General features: G+C 67.7%; 19 protein-coding genes. 4 read left to right on the top strand and 15 right to left on the bottom strand.

Annotation, left to right across the window (positions count from 1 at the left end):
• Window positions 1–8: 8 nt before the first annotated feature.
• The 3 genes from pheS to rpmI all read right to left on the bottom strand — a co-directional run bounded on the left by pheS (window position 9) and on the right by rpmI (window position 1,910).
• Entirely contained in the window at window positions 9–1,094 is a 1,086-nt protein-coding gene (pheS, locus tag J3367_RS08085) for a phenylalanine--tRNA ligase subunit alpha (protein WP_024349586.1), read from the bottom strand.
• A gap of 157 nt (window positions 1,095–1,251) precedes the next feature.
• Window positions 1,252–1,671: a 50S ribosomal protein L20 gene (rplT, locus tag J3367_RS08080; RefSeq protein ID WP_009210961.1), complete on the bottom strand. Its 420-nt coding sequence runs from the start codon at window positions 1,669–1,671 to the stop codon at window positions 1,252–1,254.
• A gap of 38 nt (window positions 1,672–1,709) precedes the next feature.
• Window positions 1,710–1,910, bottom strand: a complete 201-nt coding sequence (rpmI, locus tag J3367_RS08075) for a 50S ribosomal protein L35 (RefSeq protein ID WP_009210962.1) — start codon at window positions 1,908–1,910, stop codon at window positions 1,710–1,712.
• A 346-nt stretch (window positions 1,911–2,256) separates the two neighbouring features.
• On the opposite strand from rpmI, the gene J3367_RS08070 reads away from it, so the two are divergent.
• A complete protein-coding gene (locus J3367_RS08070) occupies window positions 2,257–3,159 on the top strand; it encodes a hypothetical protein (protein ID WP_421460652.1) in 903 nt (300 codons plus the stop codon).
• A gap of 113 nt (window positions 3,160–3,272) precedes the next feature.
• Here the strand turns inward: J3367_RS08070 and infC are convergent, their stop codons facing one another.
• On the bottom strand, window positions 3,273–3,812 hold the full coding sequence (gene infC, locus J3367_RS08065) for a translation initiation factor IF-3 (RefSeq protein WP_024349584.1): 540 nt from the start codon (window positions 3,810–3,812) through the stop codon (window positions 3,273–3,275).
• 238 nt (window positions 3,813–4,050) lie between these two features.
• Here infC and J3367_RS08060 point away from each other — a divergent pair, with 238 nt between their 5' ends.
• Both J3367_RS08060 and J3367_RS08055 read left to right on the top strand, forming a co-directional pair.
• The gene (locus tag J3367_RS08060) at window positions 4,051–4,851 is read left to right on the top strand and encodes an alpha/beta fold hydrolase (RefSeq protein ID WP_024349583.1); all 801 of its coding nucleotides are present in this window, start codon (window positions 4,051–4,053) and stop codon (window positions 4,849–4,851) included.
• Window positions 4,852–5,202: 351 nt separating this feature from the next.
• Entirely contained in the window at window positions 5,203–5,769 is a 567-nt protein-coding gene (locus J3367_RS08055) for a transglutaminase-like cysteine peptidase (RefSeq protein WP_244495366.1), read from the top strand.
• Window positions 5,770–5,826: 57 nt separating this feature from the next.
• Here J3367_RS08055 and yacG read toward each other — a convergent pair whose 3' ends face one another.
• The 9 genes from yacG to J3367_RS08010 all read right to left on the bottom strand — a co-directional run bounded on the left by yacG (window position 5,827) and on the right by J3367_RS08010 (window position 13,886).
• Window positions 5,827–6,030, bottom strand: a complete 204-nt coding sequence (gene yacG, locus J3367_RS08050; protein WP_024349581.1) for a DNA gyrase inhibitor YacG — start codon at window positions 6,028–6,030, stop codon at window positions 5,827–5,829.
• The gene (locus J3367_RS08045) at window positions 6,027–6,677 is read right to left on the bottom strand and encodes a Maf-like protein (protein WP_029702811.1); all 651 of its coding nucleotides are present in this window, start codon (window positions 6,675–6,677) and stop codon (window positions 6,027–6,029) included. The genes yacG and J3367_RS08045 overlap by 4 nt, the downstream gene beginning before the upstream one ends.
• 12 nt (window positions 6,678–6,689) lie before the next feature.
• A complete protein-coding gene (gene infA / locus J3367_RS08040; RefSeq protein WP_024349579.1) occupies window positions 6,690–6,908 on the bottom strand; it encodes a translation initiation factor IF-1 in 219 nt (72 codons plus the stop codon).
• Window positions 6,909–7,112: 204 nt separating this feature from the next.
• Entirely contained in the window at window positions 7,113–8,405 is a 1,293-nt protein-coding gene (gene murA, locus J3367_RS08035) for a UDP-N-acetylglucosamine 1-carboxyvinyltransferase (RefSeq protein WP_024349578.1), read from the bottom strand.
• 101 nt (window positions 8,406–8,506) lie between these two features.
• Window positions 8,507–9,904, bottom strand: coding sequence for a dihydrolipoyl dehydrogenase (lpdA, locus tag J3367_RS08030; protein WP_024349577.1), 1,398 nt, complete (start codon window positions 9,902–9,904; stop codon window positions 8,507–8,509).
• Window positions 9,901–11,292 (bottom strand): dihydrolipoamide acetyltransferase family protein, encoded by a 1,392-nt coding sequence (locus tag J3367_RS08025; protein ID WP_024349576.1) that lies wholly within the window; start codon window positions 11,290–11,292, stop codon window positions 9,901–9,903. The genes lpdA and J3367_RS08025 overlap by 4 nt, the downstream gene beginning before the upstream one ends.
• Window positions 11,293–11,294: 2 nt before the next feature.
• Window positions 11,295–12,308, bottom strand: coding sequence for an alpha-ketoacid dehydrogenase subunit beta (locus tag J3367_RS08020; RefSeq protein WP_024349575.1), 1,014 nt, complete (start codon window positions 12,306–12,308; stop codon window positions 11,295–11,297).
• Between the two features lie 69 nt (window positions 12,309–12,377).
• Window positions 12,378–13,664 (bottom strand): 3-methyl-2-oxobutanoate dehydrogenase (2-methylpropanoyl-transferring) subunit alpha, encoded by a 1,287-nt coding sequence (locus J3367_RS08015; protein ID WP_373279268.1) that lies wholly within the window; start codon window positions 13,662–13,664, stop codon window positions 12,378–12,380.
• A 63-nt stretch (window positions 13,665–13,727) separates the two neighbouring features.
• A complete protein-coding gene (locus J3367_RS08010; protein WP_169513616.1) occupies window positions 13,728–13,886 on the bottom strand; it encodes a hypothetical protein in 159 nt (52 codons plus the stop codon).
• Between the two features lie 237 nt (window positions 13,887–14,123).
• Here J3367_RS08010 and J3367_RS08005 point away from each other — a divergent pair, with 237 nt between their 5' ends.
• Window positions 14,124–16,346 (top strand): methyl-accepting chemotaxis protein, encoded by a 2,223-nt coding sequence (locus tag J3367_RS08005; RefSeq protein WP_029702810.1) that lies wholly within the window; start codon window positions 14,124–14,126, stop codon window positions 16,344–16,346.
• Between the two features lie 148 nt (window positions 16,347–16,494).
• Here the strand turns inward: J3367_RS08005 and J3367_RS08000 are convergent, their stop codons facing one another.
• Window positions 16,495–17,223, bottom strand: a complete 729-nt coding sequence (locus J3367_RS08000) for an anti-sigma factor (protein WP_024349572.1) — start codon at window positions 17,221–17,223, stop codon at window positions 16,495–16,497.
• On the bottom strand, window positions 17,220–17,747 hold the full coding sequence (locus tag J3367_RS07995) for a sigma-70 family RNA polymerase sigma factor (protein ID WP_244495365.1): 528 nt from the start codon (window positions 17,745–17,747) through the stop codon (window positions 17,220–17,222). Before J3367_RS07995 ends, J3367_RS08000 begins: the two co-directional genes overlap by 4 nt.
• Between the last annotated feature and the right edge of the window lie 82 nt (window positions 17,748–17,829).

The raw sequence follows: 17,829 nt of genomic DNA, 5'->3' as shown, positions 1-17,829 counted from the left end.
CATCAATGTCACGTCGATAGGCCGCCGAACAGGGTCGGCATGTCGAGCGGGCGGAAGCCGTAATGCTCCAGCCAGCGCACGTCGGAATCGAAGAAGGCGCGCAGATCCGGCATGCCGTATTTCAGCATGGCGATGCGGTCGATACCCATGCCCCAGGCAAAGCCCTGATACTCGTCCGGGTCGAGCCCGCCATGGCGCAGCACGTTCGGATGCACCATGCCGCAGCCCAGGATCTCCATCCAGTCCGAGCCCTCGCCGAAGCGCACCTCGCCCGGGTTCGACCGGTCGCACTGGATGTCGACCTCGAGGCTCGGCTCGGTGAAGGGGAAGTAGGACGGCCGGAACCGCATGTTCAGCGACGGCACCTCGAAGAACGCCTTGCAGAACTCCTCCAGCACCCATTTCATGTTCGCCACATTGGCGGTCTTGTCGATGACGAGACCCTCGACCTGGTGGAACATCGGCGAATGGGTCGCGTCGGAATCCTGCCGGTAGGTGCGGCCGGGAATGACGATGCGCAGCGGCGGCTTCGTCGTTTCCATGGTGCGGATCTGCACCGGCGAGGTGTGGGTGCGCAGCACCTTGCGCTCGCCAGCGGCGTCCGGCTTCAGGAAGAAGGTGTCGTGCATCTCGCGGGCCGGATGGCCCTCGGGAAAGTTCAGCGCCGTAAAATTGTAGTGGTCGGTCTCGATGTCCGGCCCTTCGGCGATGGCAAAGCCCATATCGGCGAAGATCGCGGTGATCTCGTCGATGACCTGGCTGATCGGGTGAATGCGGCCGCGGGCGGCGGGGCTGGGGCGCACCGGCAGGGTCACGTCGACCCGCTCGGCGGCGAGGCGCACGGCGATCGCGGCGTCGGCGAGTTCCTCGCGGCGGGCGTTGATCAGCGCCTGGGCGCGATCGCGCAGGCCGTTCAGCTTCGGGCCTTCGACGCGGCGCTCGTCGGGGCTCATCTTGCCGAGACCCTTCAGGAGCTCGGAGATGCGGCCCTTCTTGCCGAGCTCGGCGACGCGGATCGCCTCGAGCTGCGCCTCGTCGGCGGCGGCCGCGACCTGTTCGGAGAGATGGGCTTCCAGTGCCTGAAGATCGCTCATCCGTTGCTCCCATACTGCTTGCGAAAGCCGGACGACCGTGCGCCGAAGGTCCCCGCGCGACACGCGCCCGGACCGCGGCCCGATCGGACCCGCCGACATGAAAAGGCCCGCGCGGCAGTGCGGCGCGGGCCCGTAAGCGTCAAGAGTTGCGCTGGCCTCAGGCCGCGCGCGTCTCGCCAACGGCGCGCTCGTAGGCACCGTCAAATTCGCTTTCCTTGAGATAGGCAAGCGCCGACTTGGCCTGCTCGCACAGCGCACCGAATGCCTCGGGCTCGTGGATGGCGATGTCGGACAGGACCTTGCGGTCGACCTCGATGCCGGCCTTGTTCAGGCCGTCGATGAAGCGGCCATAGGTCATGCCATGCTCGCGGACGGCGGCGTTGATGCGCTGGATCCACAAGGCGCGGAAATTCCGCTTCTTCACCCGGCGATCGCGGGTCGCATACTGCTTCGACCGGTCGACGGCGGCCTTGGCGGCGCGGATAGTGTTCTTGCGGCGACCGTAGAAACCGGCGGCCTGCTTCAGAATCTTCTTGTGCTTGGCGTGGGACGTAACGCCCCGTTTCACTCGTGCCATGATCTAAACTCCTGAATTCTCTAAAAAGCCCGGGCCGCTTAGCGGTTGTAGGGCATGTAGATCTTGACGATCCGCTCGTCGGGCTTGGACAGGATCATCGTGCCGCGCGCATCGCGCAGGAAGTCGTTGGAGCGTTTGATCATGCCGTGGCGCTTGCCGGCGGCGCCTGCCTTGACGCGGCCATTGGCCGTCATCCGGAAGCGCTTCTTGGCGCTGGCCTTGGTCTTCATCTTGGGCATTTTGCTCTCCTTGGTGAGGATCGCGACAATCCGCGGGCAATCGGAACTCCCGATTGCCGGGTCGCCTCTGTGACGATGTCGCGACAGCATTGAGAACCGCCACGGCATGCCCTGCCGGCCGGTTCGCATCTGAACGTCGCGCTTATAGGCAAATCCACGTCGCCGCGCAAGACGCCGCAACGGGGTTCCCCACAGCCCCGGATCCGCCCCGCAACCGACCGGGACAGCCGGCGGGCCGCCCGCCTCTCCCTACGGAATATTCTTGACTCCGGCTATTTCCTCACTGAGTTACTTGCCAGATCCCGGACACGATGGAATCATCCGGTGGGCATGGAAATGGACGGCAATGACCCTCATACGGTTTCCGCACGGTATCGACACGCTGCGCAAACAACTCCCATGTGCCGCTTTCAGCCGGGAAAACTGGGCCGGGGTCACACAGGCCATCGACGCGATGTTCGCCGGCGCGCGGACGACGCTCCTTCGGGTGGCGACCCAATGCACCGAGCGCCTCGAACTCGCCCTGCCGTTCGGCGGGCAACAGGCCGTCTTCCGCTTTGGTGAAACCGGCCCGCCTCCCGGCACGCCGAAACTCATTGCGGGCGCGGTGTTCGACAGCCGCCAGATCGAACCTTTCGGAATGCCCCGATCACAGGTCCCATGGGCGACCGGACTGGTCCTCCACCACGGCGCGCCATGGACCTGGCTCCTCCTCGTCGAAAGCCCCGACACCCCGACAGAACGCAATGCGACGGCCATCCACACGCTGCTGCGCCGCAATGCCGACGATCTGCGGCGCACCTTCCTGGTGTCCCACTGCCTCGGCACCCCGGACGAGCCGGACCGGGAGACGATCGAGGCAAGCTGGGACCCGCTGCCCTTCGGGATCGCGCTCCTGTCCGACCGCCGCACCATCCTTGCCGCCAACACGGCCGCGGAGGACATGATCTCGACGCGCCGCTTCTTCGTGCCGCCCGGTGACACCGATACCCTGCGCCCCGCGACAATGCGGGATCGACGCCAGCTCTACCGCGCGGTCGAACGCGTCGTCGGCGGCGACAGCGACAGCGAGGCCCTCGGCCTTCACGGCCTGCGCCACGGCGCGCCATTGCCGATTACGCTTCTGCCCTGCGGCCACGGCAACGGGCTCGAACCGTGCGGGGCACCGCCGCCAAGCCGTCTCGACCGGCTGATCGCCGTCATCGGCAAGAGCCAGCACGATCTGAGCGCCGGCTGCTGTGGCGGCTGAGGCGCACGGCACGCGTCGACGACATACGGGCCGGATTCCTGACGGCGCAAAGAAAAAGCCGGCTCCCCCGAGGGATGCCGGCTTTCTGCATGTCTACCGATCGACGATCGATCTCAGCCGCGCGGGGCGAGAACCATCATCATCTGCCGGCCTTCGAGCTTGGGCTCGGCCTCGACCTTGGCGATCTCGCCGGTCTCTTCGCGAACCCGGTTGAGCAGACGCATGCCCAGTTCCTGGTGCGCCATTTCGCGACCCCGGAAGCGCAGGGTGACCTTCACCTTGTCGCCCTCGTCGAAGAAGCGGCGGACCGACTTCATCTTGGTCTCGTAATCGTGCTCGTCGATGTTCGGCCGCATCTTGATCTCTTTGACCTCGATGGTCTTCTGGCGCCTGCGCGCCTCGGCCGACTTCTTCTGGGTCTCGTATTTCAGCTTGCCCAGGTCGAGAATCTTGCAGACAGGCGGGTTGGCCGTCGGCACGATCTCGACGAGATCGAGGCCGGCTTCCTCAGCCATGGCAAGCGCTTCAGAGGTCGCGGTCGGGCCGCGGTTTTCACCGTCGGCGTCGATCAACTGGACCTGAGGAACGCGAATATCCTTGTTGGAACGCGGTCCCGTGTTCTGGGTCGGTGGTGCACGGAATGGTCTGCGAATGGTCGTTGACTCCTGTTGTTGACGACGCAAGACGGCTCTGGGACAACACGCGGCGTCGGATCGGGTTCCTCGAACGAACGGCGGAACCGATCAACGATCACCCACGATGCGGGTCCTTCAGTGGGGCGTATATAGCATCGGCGGGGCCAATTGGCACGCCCCGCGGGTCGAGAAAATGCGCCGGGGGCCCCAAACGGGCGCGTCGGGCGCCGTAGAGTCACCAGAACGGATCATCTTCATGCGCGCCGAACCCTCTGCCGACACGCCCCGGACCCTGACCGTCGGCACGGACGCGCGGCGCATCGCCTACCGCACCCAGGCCGGCGCGGGGCCCACCCTCGTCTGGCTCGGCGGCTACCGTTCCGACATGCGCGGCACGAAGGCAGAGTATCTCGCCGAACTGGCGCAGCGCGAGGGTCTCGGCTTCTGCCGGCTCGACTATTCCGGCCATGGCGAATCCGGCGGTCGCTTCGAGGACGGCACGATCAGCCGCTGGGTCGAGGACGCGAAGGCGGTGATCGACGCCGCGGTCGACGGGCCGGCCATCCTCGTCGGCTCGTCCATGGGGGCATGGGTCGCCCTGCGGCTGACGCAGATGGCGCGAGCGGCCGGCGACCGCAAACGGATCGCCGGGTTGCTGCTGCTGGCCCCGGCCCCCGACTTCACCGAGAAGCTGATGATGCCGAAGCTCGACGCCGCCCAGCGCGAGGCGCTGGCGCGCGACGGTGTGCTGACCAAGCCGTCCGACTATTCACCCGAGCCCGACCTCTACACCCGCGCCCTGTTCGAGGACGGCCGGGACAATCTCGTGATGACCGACCTGATCGAGACGGGCTGCCCGGTGACCATCATCCAGGGCATGGCCGACAAGGACGTGCCGTTCTCCCATGCGATGGAGCTGGTCACCCACCTACCCTTCTCCGGAACGATCATGACGCTGGTCAAGGACGGCGATCACCGCCTGTCCCGGCCGCAGGATCTGGCGCTGATCGGCCGCGCGGTGTCCGATCTCGTGACCGCATTCCGCGACGGCGCGTAAAGGTTCCACCGATTCTGCACCCGCGAAGGCGTTCGCCTCCCGGCTGTTGTGAATTTGTCACAAAGCCAGCGGCCGGATCGAGAAACTCCCATGGTTTCCGTCGATTAGCCTGCTACGGGTCGCACCCAAATGCCTGTTCGTGCTGTCGTTTCCATGCGGAAACCGGCCGCAGCTTGTGCGTGGCTGGAAAATGATGCGCCGCAGCAACGCCGGTCGCGTTGACAGTTTTCCGCATCCCCAACACCATCAAGACCAGAGAGGGTTGTTCGTCCGAGCGGGGTACGGATGGGGTCTATACGCGCAATTGGCGCCACGATACTGCTTTGCCTGACAGTACAGACCGGATCGGTCATGGCGGAAGCACGCGGGCCGTTCATGGTGGTCGGGGTCACCACGACGCCGCCGGTCGGACACCGGCTGTTCTGCCATACCCATCCCGACGAATGCCGACCCGCCAGCGACCGTGTGGCCGGCCAGACCGTCGAGCCGGTCAAGCTGACCCCCGAGCTGATCAGCGCCGTGGCCGAGACCAATGCCGAGATCAACCGCCGCATCACCGCCAAGTCGGATCACGAGCTCTACGGTGTCGAAGAGCGCTGGACCTATCCCCCGGAGAGCAACGAGGGCGACTGCGAGGACTACGCCCTGTTGAAGCGCAAGATCCTGCACGAGCGCACGGGGATCGATCTGGGCAATCTGCTCCTCACCGTCGTGCGCAAGCGCGATGGCGAAGGCCACGCCATCCTGACGCTCAGGACCCAGCGCGGCGAGTTCATCCTCGACAATCTCGATCGCCGGGTCGTGGCCTGGCGGGACACGCCCTACCGCTTCCTGAAGCGCCAGAGCGTTGCCGATCCCGGCCGCTGGAACCGCGTCGAGGACGGCAATGCCGTGCTGGTGGGATCGGTCAAGGACTAGGGATCGCCGGCCCGTTCCGTCCGGCTTCGGCCATCGTCACGGCGACGCGCGCCGCCGTCAGTTCTCTTCGCCGGTATCCGGCGCCGAGGGCTCTTCCTCGGTCCCTGGGATCACGTAGCTGCCGCTCAGCCAGCGATTGAGGTCGATCGCCTTGCAGCGCGGCGAGCAGAACGGATAGCTCGCCCGATCAGACGGATTGCCGCATTCGGGGCATTGCCGCTTGGGACGAAGCGGCGTCACCTTCGCACCGATCGCGTTCATGCCGTTTCCGTCTGGCCCGCTGCGGCCTTCCACCGGTTGTGGATGTCGTAGCCTTCGCCGGCGAGCAGCGCGAGCGTCTCGTAGAGCGGCAGGCCGACGACGCTGGTGTAGGAGCCGATCAGGCGCACCACGAAGCTGCCGGCCAGACCCTGGATGGCATAGCCACCGGCCTTGCCGCGCCATTCATCCGAGGCGATGTAGCAATCGATGTCCTCGCGCGACAGCCGCTTGAAGCGGACGCGCGTCTCGATCAGGCGCTGGCGCAGCGAGCCGCTCGGGCCGACCAGCGCAACGCCGGTATAGACGCGGTGCGTGCGTCCCGACAGCGTGCGCAGATTGGCGATCGCGTCGTCGGCCAGTTCGGCCTTGGGCATGATCTGCCGGCCCACCGACACCACCGTGTCGGCCGCCAGGACGAAGCGCGGACCGGGCACGTCGAGCTCGCGCAGGGCGCGCACGGCCAGTTCGGCCTTCGCCTTGGCCAGGCGCTTGGCCAGCGAACGCGGATGCTCGTTGCGCAGCGGCGACTCGTCCATATCGGCCGGCAGCAGGCGGTCCGGCTCGATACCGGCCTGCGCAAGCAGCTCCAGCCGCCGGGGCGAACCCGAGGCGAGAACGAGCACGGGGCGCGCCGCTTTGGTACTCATGCCCTTGCCGACTTACTTGAAGCGGTAGGTGATGCGACCCTTGGTCAGGTCGTAGGGCGTCATCTCGACGAGCACCTTGTCGCCGGTCAGGACGCGAATGCGGTTCTTGCGCATACGGCCCGCCGTATGGGCGATGATCTCGTGCTCGTTCTCGAGTTTGATCCGGAACGTCGCGTTGGGTAACAGCTCTGTCACCGTGCCCGGAAACTCGAGAACTTCTTCTTTTGCCATATGATGTCGTGCCTTGATCGTGTGTGAGGGCGCGAAGCGTCAGGCTTCGCGACGAGACGAACCGCCGCACTGACGCGGCGACGGAATGGGGATCGGTGCCTTAGATCGGGGCAAACGCGAAAAAAAGCAATATGCGCCGGTCGAGGACGGCCGCCAAGGGGACCGCCGACGGCGTCGGATCGACCCTCGCCCGGCCCCCGATCCTCAACCGGCCGAGACGCGTTCGATGTCGGCGCCGCAGGCGCTCAGCTTTTCTTCCAGCCGCTCGAAGCCGCGATCCAGATGATAGACGCGGTTGATCGTCGTCTCGCCCTCGGCGACGAGGCCGGCGATCACCAGCGACACGGAGGCGCGCAGATCTGTCGCCATGACCGGTGCGCCGACGAGGCGGTTGACGCCCTCGATCGTCGCGACCTGCCCGGACAAGGTGATCCGGGCGCCGAGCCGGACCAGTTCCTGCACATGCATGAAGCGGTTCTCGAAGATCGTCTCGGTGATGTGCGAGGTGCCCTCGGCGCGGGTCATCAGCGCCATCATCTGCGCCTGCAGATCGGTCGGGAAGCCCGGATAGGGGTCGGTGACGACGTCGACCGGCGCGATGCCGCCGCCATTGCGATAGACCCGGATGCCGTCCTCAACCGGATCGACGGTGACGCCGGCGCCCTTCAGGCTGCCGAGCGCGGTCTGCAGGAGCTGGGCATTGGTGCCGGTCAGGGTCACGTCGCCGCCGGTCATCGCCACGGCCATGGCATAGGTGCCGGTCTCGATGCGGTCCGGCAGCACCCGGTGGCGGGCGCCCGACAGGGCCGGCACGCCCTCGATGGTGATGGTGCCGGTGCCGGCGCCCTCGATCCTGGCGCCCATGGCCGAGAGGCAGGTGGCGAGGTCGACGACTTCCGGCTCGCGCGCGGCGTTTTCCAGAACCGTCTGACCCTTGGCGAGCGTCGCGGCCATCAACAGGACGTGGGTCGCGCCGACCGAGACCTTCGGGAAGACATAGCGCGCGCCGACAAGGCCGCCCTTGGCCTCGGCCACGGCATAGCCGGCATCGATGTCGATGGTGGCGCCGAGCGCCCGCAGGCCGTCGATGAACAGGTCGACCGGCCGTGTGCCGATGGCGCAGCCGCCCGGCAGCGAGACCTTGGCCTTGTGCATGCGCGCCAGAAGCGGGCCGATGACCCAGAAGCTTGCCCGCATCTTGGAGACGAGTTCGTAGGGCGCGGTGGTGTCGACGATGTTGCGCGCGTCGAAATGGATGGTGCGGCCGAGACCCGGCTGCTGCCGGAAGCGCTTGCCGATCACCGAATAATCGACGCCGTGATTGCCGAGAATGCGGATCAGCTGCTCGACATCGGCGAGATGCGGCACGTTTTCCAGCGTCAGCGTGTCGTCGGTGAGCAGCGACGCGATCATCAGCGGCAACGCCGCGTTCTTGGCGCCCGAGATGGGTATCGTCCCGTTGAGCTCGTTGCCGCCGCGAATGCGAATGCGATCCATGATGTCCGGCCTTGCCTGCTATCGTCCCGAAGGCGGGTCTCTACACCAGCCGGCACCCGGTATCAAACAGCGGCACGCAGAGCCGGCCCGCCCGGCCCCGCTCAGATGTGGATGGCGTGGCCCAGCGCCTTGAAGGCGGCCTCCTGAAATCCTTCCCCTTGGGTCGGATGGGCGTGAATTGTCCCGGCGATGTCTTCGAGGCAGGCGCCCATCTCCAGCGCCAGCGCAAAGGCGGCCGACAATTCGGAGATACCGGCGCCGACGGCCTGAATGCCGAGCACCAGGTGATTGTCGGCCCGCGCCACCACCCGCACGAAGCCGTCGTCGCGGGCAAGGGTCATCGCCCGGCCATTGGCCTGGAAGGGGAAGAGCCCGATCTTGGTCTCATGGCCCTGCCGCTTCGCCTCTTCCGGCGACAGGCCGACGGTGACGATCTCCGGATCGGTGAAGCAAATCGCCGGGATGGCGCGCTTGTCCCAGGCGAGCCGCGCGCCGGCGACGATCTCGGCGACCATCTCGCCCTCGGCCATCGCCTTGTGGGCCAGCATCGGCTCGCCGCAGACATCGCCGATGGCATAGACGCCGCGCATGGCGGTGCGGCGCTGTTCGTCGACCCGCAGGAAGGGCCCGTCCATCTCCAGCACCAGTTCCTCGCGGCCCCAGCCGTCGGTGAGCGGCCTGCGCCCGACCGTGACGAGCACCCGGTCGGCGGCAAGCCGGCGCTCGCTGCCATCGGCACCTTCCACGAGGAGGTCGCCCCCCTCGCCGGCCAGCCCCATGGCTTTCGCCTCGGTCAGGATCTCGACGCCGAGCGCCTCGAGCCGCGCCCGCACCGGCCGGACGAGCTCGGCATCGTAGAGCGGCAGGATCTGCGCCGTCGCCTCGACGATGGTCACAGTCGAGCCGGCCTTGGCGAAGGCGGTGCCGAGTTCGACGCCGATATAGCCGCCGCCGACCACCACCAGACGCTCCGGCGGCGCGGCGAGACTCAGCGCCTCGGCCGAGGAGATCACCTTGCCGCCGAAAGGCAGCGAGGGCAGTTCGACCGGCACCGAGCCGGTGGCGATGACGACATTCTCGGCGGCGATCCGCTGGGTGCCCGTCTCGCCCGTCACCTCGACCGTCTTGCCGTCGAGAAAGCGGGCGCGGCCGGAAACGAGCTTCACCTTGGCCCGCTTCAGGAGGCCGGTGACGCCGTTGTTCAGGCGGTTGACGATGCCGTCCTTCCAGTCGACGATCTCGCCCCAGTCGAGGCCCGGCTCGGCGGCCGTGATGCCGGGGATCGCGACGCCACGGGCCGCCTCGCGCAGCAGGAAATATTCGTCGGCGGCATGGATCAGCGCCTTGGACGGGATGCAGCCGATATTCAGGCAGGTGCCGCCGGGCTTGCGGTCGTCGACGATCACCGTGTCGAGGCCGAGCTGGCCGGCGCGGATGGCGGCGACATAGCCGCCGGGGCCGGCGCCGATCACCAGGAGCTGGCAGGAAATGTCGGTCATGGCCGCTCCTCGACGAAGATCATCGCGGGGGTTTCCAGAAGTGCCTTGATGCGCTGGACGAAGCGGGCGGCGTCCCAGCCGTCGATCACCCGGTGGTCGAAGCTGGAGGAGAGATTCATGCGCCGGCGCGGCACGAAGCGGGTGCCGTCCCAGACCGGACGGATTTCGATCTTGTTGACGCCGACGATGGCGACTTCCGGATGGTTGATCACCGGAGTCGTGACGATGCCGCCCATGGCCCCGAGGGAGGTGATGGTGATGGTCGAGCCGGACAGTTCCTCGCGCTTGGCGGTGCCGGACTTCGCCGCCTCGCCGAGCCGGCCCAGTTCGCCGGCGCAGTTCCACAGGTCGCGCGCCTCGGCATGGCGGACCACCGGCACGACCAGCCCGGCGCCGGTCTGGGCCGCGATGCCGATATGCACGCCGCCATGCTGGTGCAGGATGTTGGCCTCGTCGTCATAGAGCGCGTTCAGCGCCGGCTGCTCGCGGATGGCGATGACCATGGCCCGCATCAGGAAGGGCAGAAGCGTCAGTTTCGGCCGGTCGTCGCGGCGGTCGCGGTTCATCGCGGCGCGCAGATCCTCCAGCGCCTCGACGTCGATCTCCTCGACATAGGTGATGTGGGCGATGCGGCTCTTGGCCAGCGCCATCTTCTCGGCGATGCGCCGCCTGAGGCCGACCACCTTGATCTCGGTGACCGAACTGTCGGCCTGCAGTCCGCCGCCCGCGGACGGCTCGGCGGCGCCACCGTCGAGATAGGCATCGAGATCGTCCTGGCCGATCCGGCCCGCCGGACCGCTGCCGGCGACCCGGCGCAGATCGATTCCGGCCTCCATGGCCCGGCGCCGCACCGCCGGCGAGGCCAGCGGACGCTCGCCCGGCTTGCGCGCCGGCGAGGCGGACGCGGGTCGTTGCGCCTTCGGCCGGGCCGGGGTAGCCGGCGATGCGCCAGAGGAACCGCTACTCAACGGCTTTGCCGGCTTATCTGCGGACACTTCGTTCGCTTTGGCGGCATCGTCGTCGCTGGTCGCGGCCTTGCGGTCGGCCGGTCCGGGCGCCCGTTCGGCCGAGGGCGAACGCGGCGCGTCCTCGCTTGTCGCGACCAATTCGTCGGGGTTCTCATCGGGCTCGTTGGTGCCGCCCTCCCCGTCGACGGTGAGCTTCACCAGCGGCGATCCGACGGCCAGCGTCTCGCCGATCTCGCCGCCCATCCAGGCGACGGTGCCGTCCACCGGCGAGGGAATGTCGACCGTCGCCTTGTCGGTCATCACGGCGGCAAGGACCGCGTCCTCGCGCACCACATCGCCGATCTTCACGTGCCATTCGACGAGCTCGGCCTCGGCGACGCCCTCGCCCACATCCGGCAGCTTGATCGTGTAGGTGCCCATGATCAGCCCTCCATGACCTGTCTGAGGGCCGCCCCGACCCGCGCCGGACCGGGAAAATAGTCCCATTCCTGGGCGTGCGGATAGGGCGTGTCCCAGCCGGCGACCCTGAGGATCGGCGCCTCGAGGTGATAGAAGCAATTCTCCTCGACGAGGGCGCAGAGCTCGGCGCCGAAGCCCGAGGTCAGCGTCGCCTCGTGGACGACGACGCAGCGGCCGGTCTTTTCCACCGATTGCCGGATCAGGTCGAGATCGAGGGGCACGAGGGTGCGCAGGTCGAGGATCTCGGCATCGACGCCGACCATTTCGGCCGCCGCGATGGCGACATGCACCATGGTCCCATAGGCCAGAACGGTGACCCCGGCGCCCTCGCGGCGCACCACGCCCTTGCCGAGCGGCACGGTGTAGCGGCCCTCCGGCACCTCGCCCAGCGGGTGCTTCGACCAGGGCGTCACCGGCCGGTCGTGATGGCCGTCGAAGGGGCCGTTATAGAGCCGCTTGGGCTCCAGGAAGATCACCGGGTCGTTGTCCTCGATGGCGGCGATCAGCAGGCCCTTGGCGTCGTAGGGGTTGGACGGCACCACCGTCTTCAGGCCGGCGACATGGGTGAACAGCGCCTCGGGCGACTGGGAGTGGGTCTGGCCGCCGAAGATGCCGCCGCCGGTCGGCATGCGCACCACCATCGGCGCGGTGAAGTCGCTGGCCGAGCGATAGCGCAGCCGCGCCGCCTCCGAGACGATCTGGTCGTAGGCCGGATAGACGTAATCGGCGAACTGCATCTCCACGACCGGCCGCAAGCCATAGGCGGCCATGCCGATGGCGGTGCCGACGATGCCGCTCTCGTTGATCGGCGCGTCGAAGCAGCGGTTCTTGCCGAAGCGCTCCTGCAGCCCGGCGGTGCAGCGGAAGACGCCGCCGAAATAGCCGACGTCCTCGCCGAAGACGACGACATTGTCGTCCTCCGCCATCTTCACCGCATGGGCGTCGCGGATCGCCTCGATCATGGTCATGCGCGCCATGGCGTCAGCAACCTTTCCTGCGTTCGCCGCCGGGGCCTGCCCGGCCGTTCCGCCCTGCCGTGCGCATCGTCAGTACCCCGCCTGCTGGCGCTGGCGGCGCAGATGCGGCGGCATCTCCTCGTAGACGCCCTCGAACATGTCGCGCACCGAGGGCCGCGGACCGGTGTGGAGCGTGCCGTGGGTCTCGGCCTCGCGCTGGGCGGCGAGGATCTCGGCGTCGATCTCGGCCTCGGCCTGGACGTGGCGCTCCTCGCTCCAGACCTCTTTTAGGATCAGATGATTCTTCAGCCGCTTCACCGGATCGCCAAGCGGCCAGGCGTCGCTCTCCTCCTTGGGACGATAGGCGGAGGGATCGTCCGAGGTGGAATGGGCGGCGGCGCGATAGGTGACCCATTCGATCAGCGTCGGGCCGAGATTGCGGCGGGCCCGCTCGACGGCCCATTTGGACGCCGCGTGGACGGCCAGATAGTCGTTGCCGTCGACCCGCAGCGAGGGAATGCCGAAACCGAGACCGCGGGCCGCAAAGGTGCCCGAGCCGCCGCGGGCAATGCCCTGATAGGTCGAGATGGCCCATTGGTTGTTGACGATATTGAGGACCACCGGCGCCTTGTAGGTCGAGGCGAAGACCATGGCCGAGTGGAAGTCGCTCTCAGCCGTCGAGCCGTCGCCGATCCAGGCCGCGGCGATGCGGTGATCGCCCTTGATCGCCGAGGCCATCGCCCAGCCGACGCCTTGCACGAACTGGGTCGCCAGATTGCCCGAGATCGAGAAGAAGCCGTGTTCCTTCGACGAATACATGATCGGCAGCTGGCGGCCCTTCAGCGGGTCGCGGCGGTTGGAATAGATCTGGCACATCATGTCGACGAGCGGATAATCGTCGGCGATCAGCAGCCCCTGCTGGCGATAGGTCGGAAAGTTCATGTCGCCGGGGCCGAGCGCCTTGCGGAAGGCGCAGGCGATCGCCTCCTCGCCGAGGCACTGCATGTAGAACGAGGTCTTGCCCTGGCGCTGGGCCATCAGCATGCGGCGGTCGAAGGCGCGCACCCGCATCATCGTCTTCAGCCCGGCCAGGACCTCCTCGTCGCTCAGCGTGCCGGCCCATTCGCCCACCGCCTCGCCGGAGCGGTTGAGGACGCGGATGATCGAATAGGCGAGATCGCGGATCTCGGCCGGATCGACGTCGACCGGCGGGCGGCGCACCGTGCCGGCCCGGGCGATCTTCACGCCGCTGAAATCGGGGGTTCCGCCGGGCCGGACCTCGGGCTCGGGCACATGCAGGCTGAGCGGCTGATCGTCCGGCAAGGTCCACCCCCTTCGTCGCGATACATGCGCGACGTTGCGACCGCGCCGAGGCATCCGTCAAGGTGGCGTGTGGGGACGGCCGCGTTTGTCTGCCGGGGGTCTGCCGGCGCGGCGCGACTATTGCGGCCGGATCAGCACCGTCGCCATGAAGGCGAAGATGCCCAGAAGCGCCAGCTTCCAGAAATCGCCGCGCTTGCGCAGCCCCGGCACGCCGAAGGGCCGGATCAGATGGGCGATCATCAAAAGCAGGAAGATGACGGAAAAGAGCTTGCTCATCGGGGCAGCGTTACCGCATCGGCCGACCCCGCGCCATGGCTGATCGACCGGCTTACAAAGACCGCGAACAGCGCCCGCCGCGCCAACCTTGCGTCAGGCTCCGGGCAAATCGAAAGCAACCGCGGCGCGTTCGCACATTGTTAAGTGCTGTTGATCAAATTCCTGTGTGCCGATGATCATTTCCCGACGCCGCGACACTACCGGCAGGCGTCAGACCCGCGAAAGAAGTTCGAGACGATGAAGACCAAGGCCGAGGTCGCACGACCGCTCTGGATCCGCATTACCGCCTACGGGTTTGCCGCCGTCCTGTTTGCCAGCTGCATGATCGGTGGCCTCGCCTGGTATCGCCAGGCGGTGATGAACGACGCCAATATCCATGCCGAGATGGCCAATGATCTGTCCTTCGTGATGGCCGACATCGAGGCCCAGAAGCGCGCCGCCTCGGCCCTTGCGCTGGCGCTGGCTGCCGATCCCGGCGTCGCCGACCTCGTGATGGCGAACGACCGCGATGCGCTGCTGGCGCGCTACGGCGGCAATTACGAAGAGATCGTCGAAAAGGGCGCGATGCAGCTCATCACCTTCAGCCAGGCCGATACTACCGTCGTGGCGCGCATCCACGAGCCCGGCAAGTTCGGCGACAAGCTCGCCGGCCGGCGCAAGATGGTGGAAGCGGCGATCGCCGGCGGCCAGATGACGGCCGGCATCGAGCCGGGCCGCACCGCCGTCAGCATGTTCGCCTCGGCTCCGGTGATCCGCAACGGCGTCGTCGTCGGTATCGTCGATATCGGCACCAAGCTGACCGAGCAGTATTTCGCGCGCCTTGCCGAGAGCCGCAACGCCGCGCTCACCGTCAAGATCTTCACCGACGAGGGCTTCGTCACCCAGGCTTCGACCATGGCGTCGGAAGGCCTGCTCGACCTGTCGGAAGTGCAGACGGTCTATGGCGGCACCACGGTGGAGAAGATCGCCGATGTCGGCAATGTCAGCTATGCGGCCACCGCGATCCCGCTGACGAACTATTCCGGCACCAATATCGGCGTCTTGGAAGTCGCCTCCGACGTCAGCGCCATGGCCGCGGGCCGCAGCGCCGCGCTCTGGTCCACCATCGTCGGCACGCTGGTCGTGTCGCTCCTGTCGCTTCTCGGCTTCATGCTGTTCGCCCGTTCCCTCGGCGGCGCCATCCAGCGCCTGACCGCGACCATGGGCACGCTGGCGACCGGCGACCATTCGGTCGAGGTCCACGGCCAGGAACGCGCCGACGAGATCGGCGCGATGGCCCGCGCCGTGCAGGTCTTCAAGCAGACCGCCATCGACCAGGAGCGTCTGGAGGAGGAAGCCGAGGCCACCCGCATCAGCCAGGAAGAGGCCAAGAAGCGTCAGGCGGCCCTCGACAACGCCAAGGCTGAGGATCTGCGGGCCTTTGTCGGCGTCGTCGAGGTGGGCTTCGAGCGTCTGTCGGCCGGCGACCTGACCGTGCGCATGCAGGACAGGGTGGCCGAGGAGTTCGAGCCGATCCGCGCCAAGTTCAACGCCAGCGTCGCCTCGCTGGAAGAGGCCATCGGCCATGTCGTGACCTCCATCGCCTCGATCCGTACCGGTCTCGGTGAGATCAACACCGCGTCGAACGATCTGGCGCATCGCACCGAACAGCAGGCGGCCAGCCTCGAAGAGACTGTTGCAGCCCTTGGCGAAGTCACCCAGGCGGTCAACGAGACCGCCGAGGGTGCCGGCAAGGCCCAGCAGGTGGCGTCGGGGGCCCGCGAGAAGGCGCAGAAGGGCGGCGAGGTCGTCGGCAAGGCGGTCGCGGCCATGGGCCAGATCGAGCAGTCGTCCGAGAAGATCAACTCGATCATTTCCGTCATCGACGAGATCGCCTTCCAGACCAACCTGCTTGCCCTGAATGCCGGTGTCGAGGCGGCACGGGCCGGCGAGGCGGGCAAGGGCTTTGCGGTCGTCGCCCAGGAAGTGCGCGGGCTCGCCCAGCGCTCGGCGGAAGCCGCCAAGGAGATCAAGACGCTGATCGCCACGTCCCGCGAGCAGGTCGGCACCGGCGTCGAGCTGGTCACCGCGTCCGGCAAGTCGCTGGAGGAGATCGTCACCGAGGTCAGCGCCATGGCCGAAGTGATCTCGACCATTGCATCGAGCGCCCGTGAACAGGCGACGAGCCTGCGGGAAGTCTCGGGGGCCGCCGACCAGATGGACAAGGTGACCCAGCAGAACGCCGCGATGGTCGAGGAAGCGACGGCGGCCAGCCAGACGCTGGCCAACGAGACCGACGAGTTGGCCCATGCCATGGCCAAGTTCAGCACCAGTGCCGGCAATGCCGGCGCCCGCCGCGGTTCGCCGGCGCCTCAGGCCTCGCATCGCCACGGGGCGCCGTCGCGCGGCGTCACGCAGCTGCGGACCATCGACGGCGGTGCGGCACCGAAGCCGGTCGCCGACAGCTGGGACGAGTTCTGAGAAACAATAGCCCGGCGCGTTCGCGTGCCCGGCCACCGGACCGACTGACTGAGCCGGGAAACCAACGGTCCGACGCTTCCGATCACATGCAGACAGGCCGGTCGATCTCTCGCGAGGTCGACCGGCCTGTTCCGTTCCTGTCAGGCGATCAGATCGAATGCAGCGGGCCGGAGGCGACGACGGGTCCCGTCGGCAGGCCGGTGGGTGAACCACCCTCGGGCTCCATGGAAACCGCGAGCGCGGCATCGGTGGCGCCATATTCGGGATCGCTGAGAACCAGCCGCAGCGGATGAGTCATGTCGATCAGGCCGAGCGAGCGCGGCGCACCGCCGGCCGGCGGCACCAGCCAGAGCTCGGGCACCCGGCCCGCCTCCTGCGCCGCGACGACGGGGATCAGCGTCGCCTCGGCAGTGCCGGTATCGATCACCACCGTCAGGAGCGGCGTGCCGTCATCGGCGCTGAGCGTCGCGGTCAGCGTCCCGCCCGGCGCCTGGGGCGGTGCGGCGAGGTCGCGCCCGGCGACCAGAATGAGCATGGCCAGGCTGGTGACGGCGAGCCCCATGCCGCCGAGCCCCAGCCATTGCCAGATCGGCGACACCCTGCGGCCGCGCGGCGCCGCCGGGGTCGCGGCACGGCGCGTCGTCCAGTCGATCTCACCGGCAATGCGGGACCAGACGCTGGCGGGCGGCACCACCGCCGGCACCGTCTGCGCCAAAGGTCCGAGGCGCTCGGCCCAGGCATCGATCTCCTGCGCGAAGGCGGCATCCGTCGCCGCCCGGCGCTCGACCGCACGACGCTCCGCGCCATCCAGGACGCCGAGCACATACTCGGCGGCCAGATCCGCATCGTCCCGTTCGTGGTCTTGCGCCGCGGTCATTGCGACAGGCATCCCTTCAGTTTCTGCAGTCCGCGCCGGATCAGGCTCTTCATGGTGCCGAGCGGCACCCCGGCATGTCCGGCCAGCGTTTCATAGGTGGCGCCGCCGAAAAAGGCCGCGGTGATCGCACTGCGGGCGCGCTCCTCCAGCGTGTCCAGGCATACGGCGAGTTGCTGCCCCTCCTGCGCGCGATGCAGCAGCTCGAAGGCGTCGGGCGTGCCATCGGCAAGATCCAGCGCAGCGTCCACCGGCCGGTCGGCGCGGCGGGGGCCGACCTGGCGCAGCCGGTCGATCGACCGGTTGCGGGCGATCGTCGCCAGCCAGGTGATCGGGCTCGCCCGCCCCGCATCGAAGCTCTCGGCCTTGCGCCATATGATCAGATACACATCCTGCAACACGTCCTCGGCTTCCTCGCGGTCCCCCAAGATACGCAGGCAGATGCCGAAAAGCTTCGCCGATGTCAGATCATAGACGGCCTGCAGGGCCCCGCGGTCGCCCGCGGCGACGGCGCGCAGGCGTTCCACGAGCACAGCCCGGCCTTCCTCCGCACTTGTCGCCATCAGGGCCGGGTTCTCGCTGCTTCGCCGCACATGCAGACAGCCGAAC

The sequence above is a fragment of the Aurantimonas sp. NFXS3 genome (genome assembly GCF_049132005.1).
In the GTDB taxonomy this organism is placed as follows: domain Bacteria; phylum Pseudomonadota; class Alphaproteobacteria; order Rhizobiales; family Rhizobiaceae; genus Aurantimonas; species Aurantimonas coralicida.
This window is presented reverse-complemented; position numbering and strand designations above follow the sequence as displayed.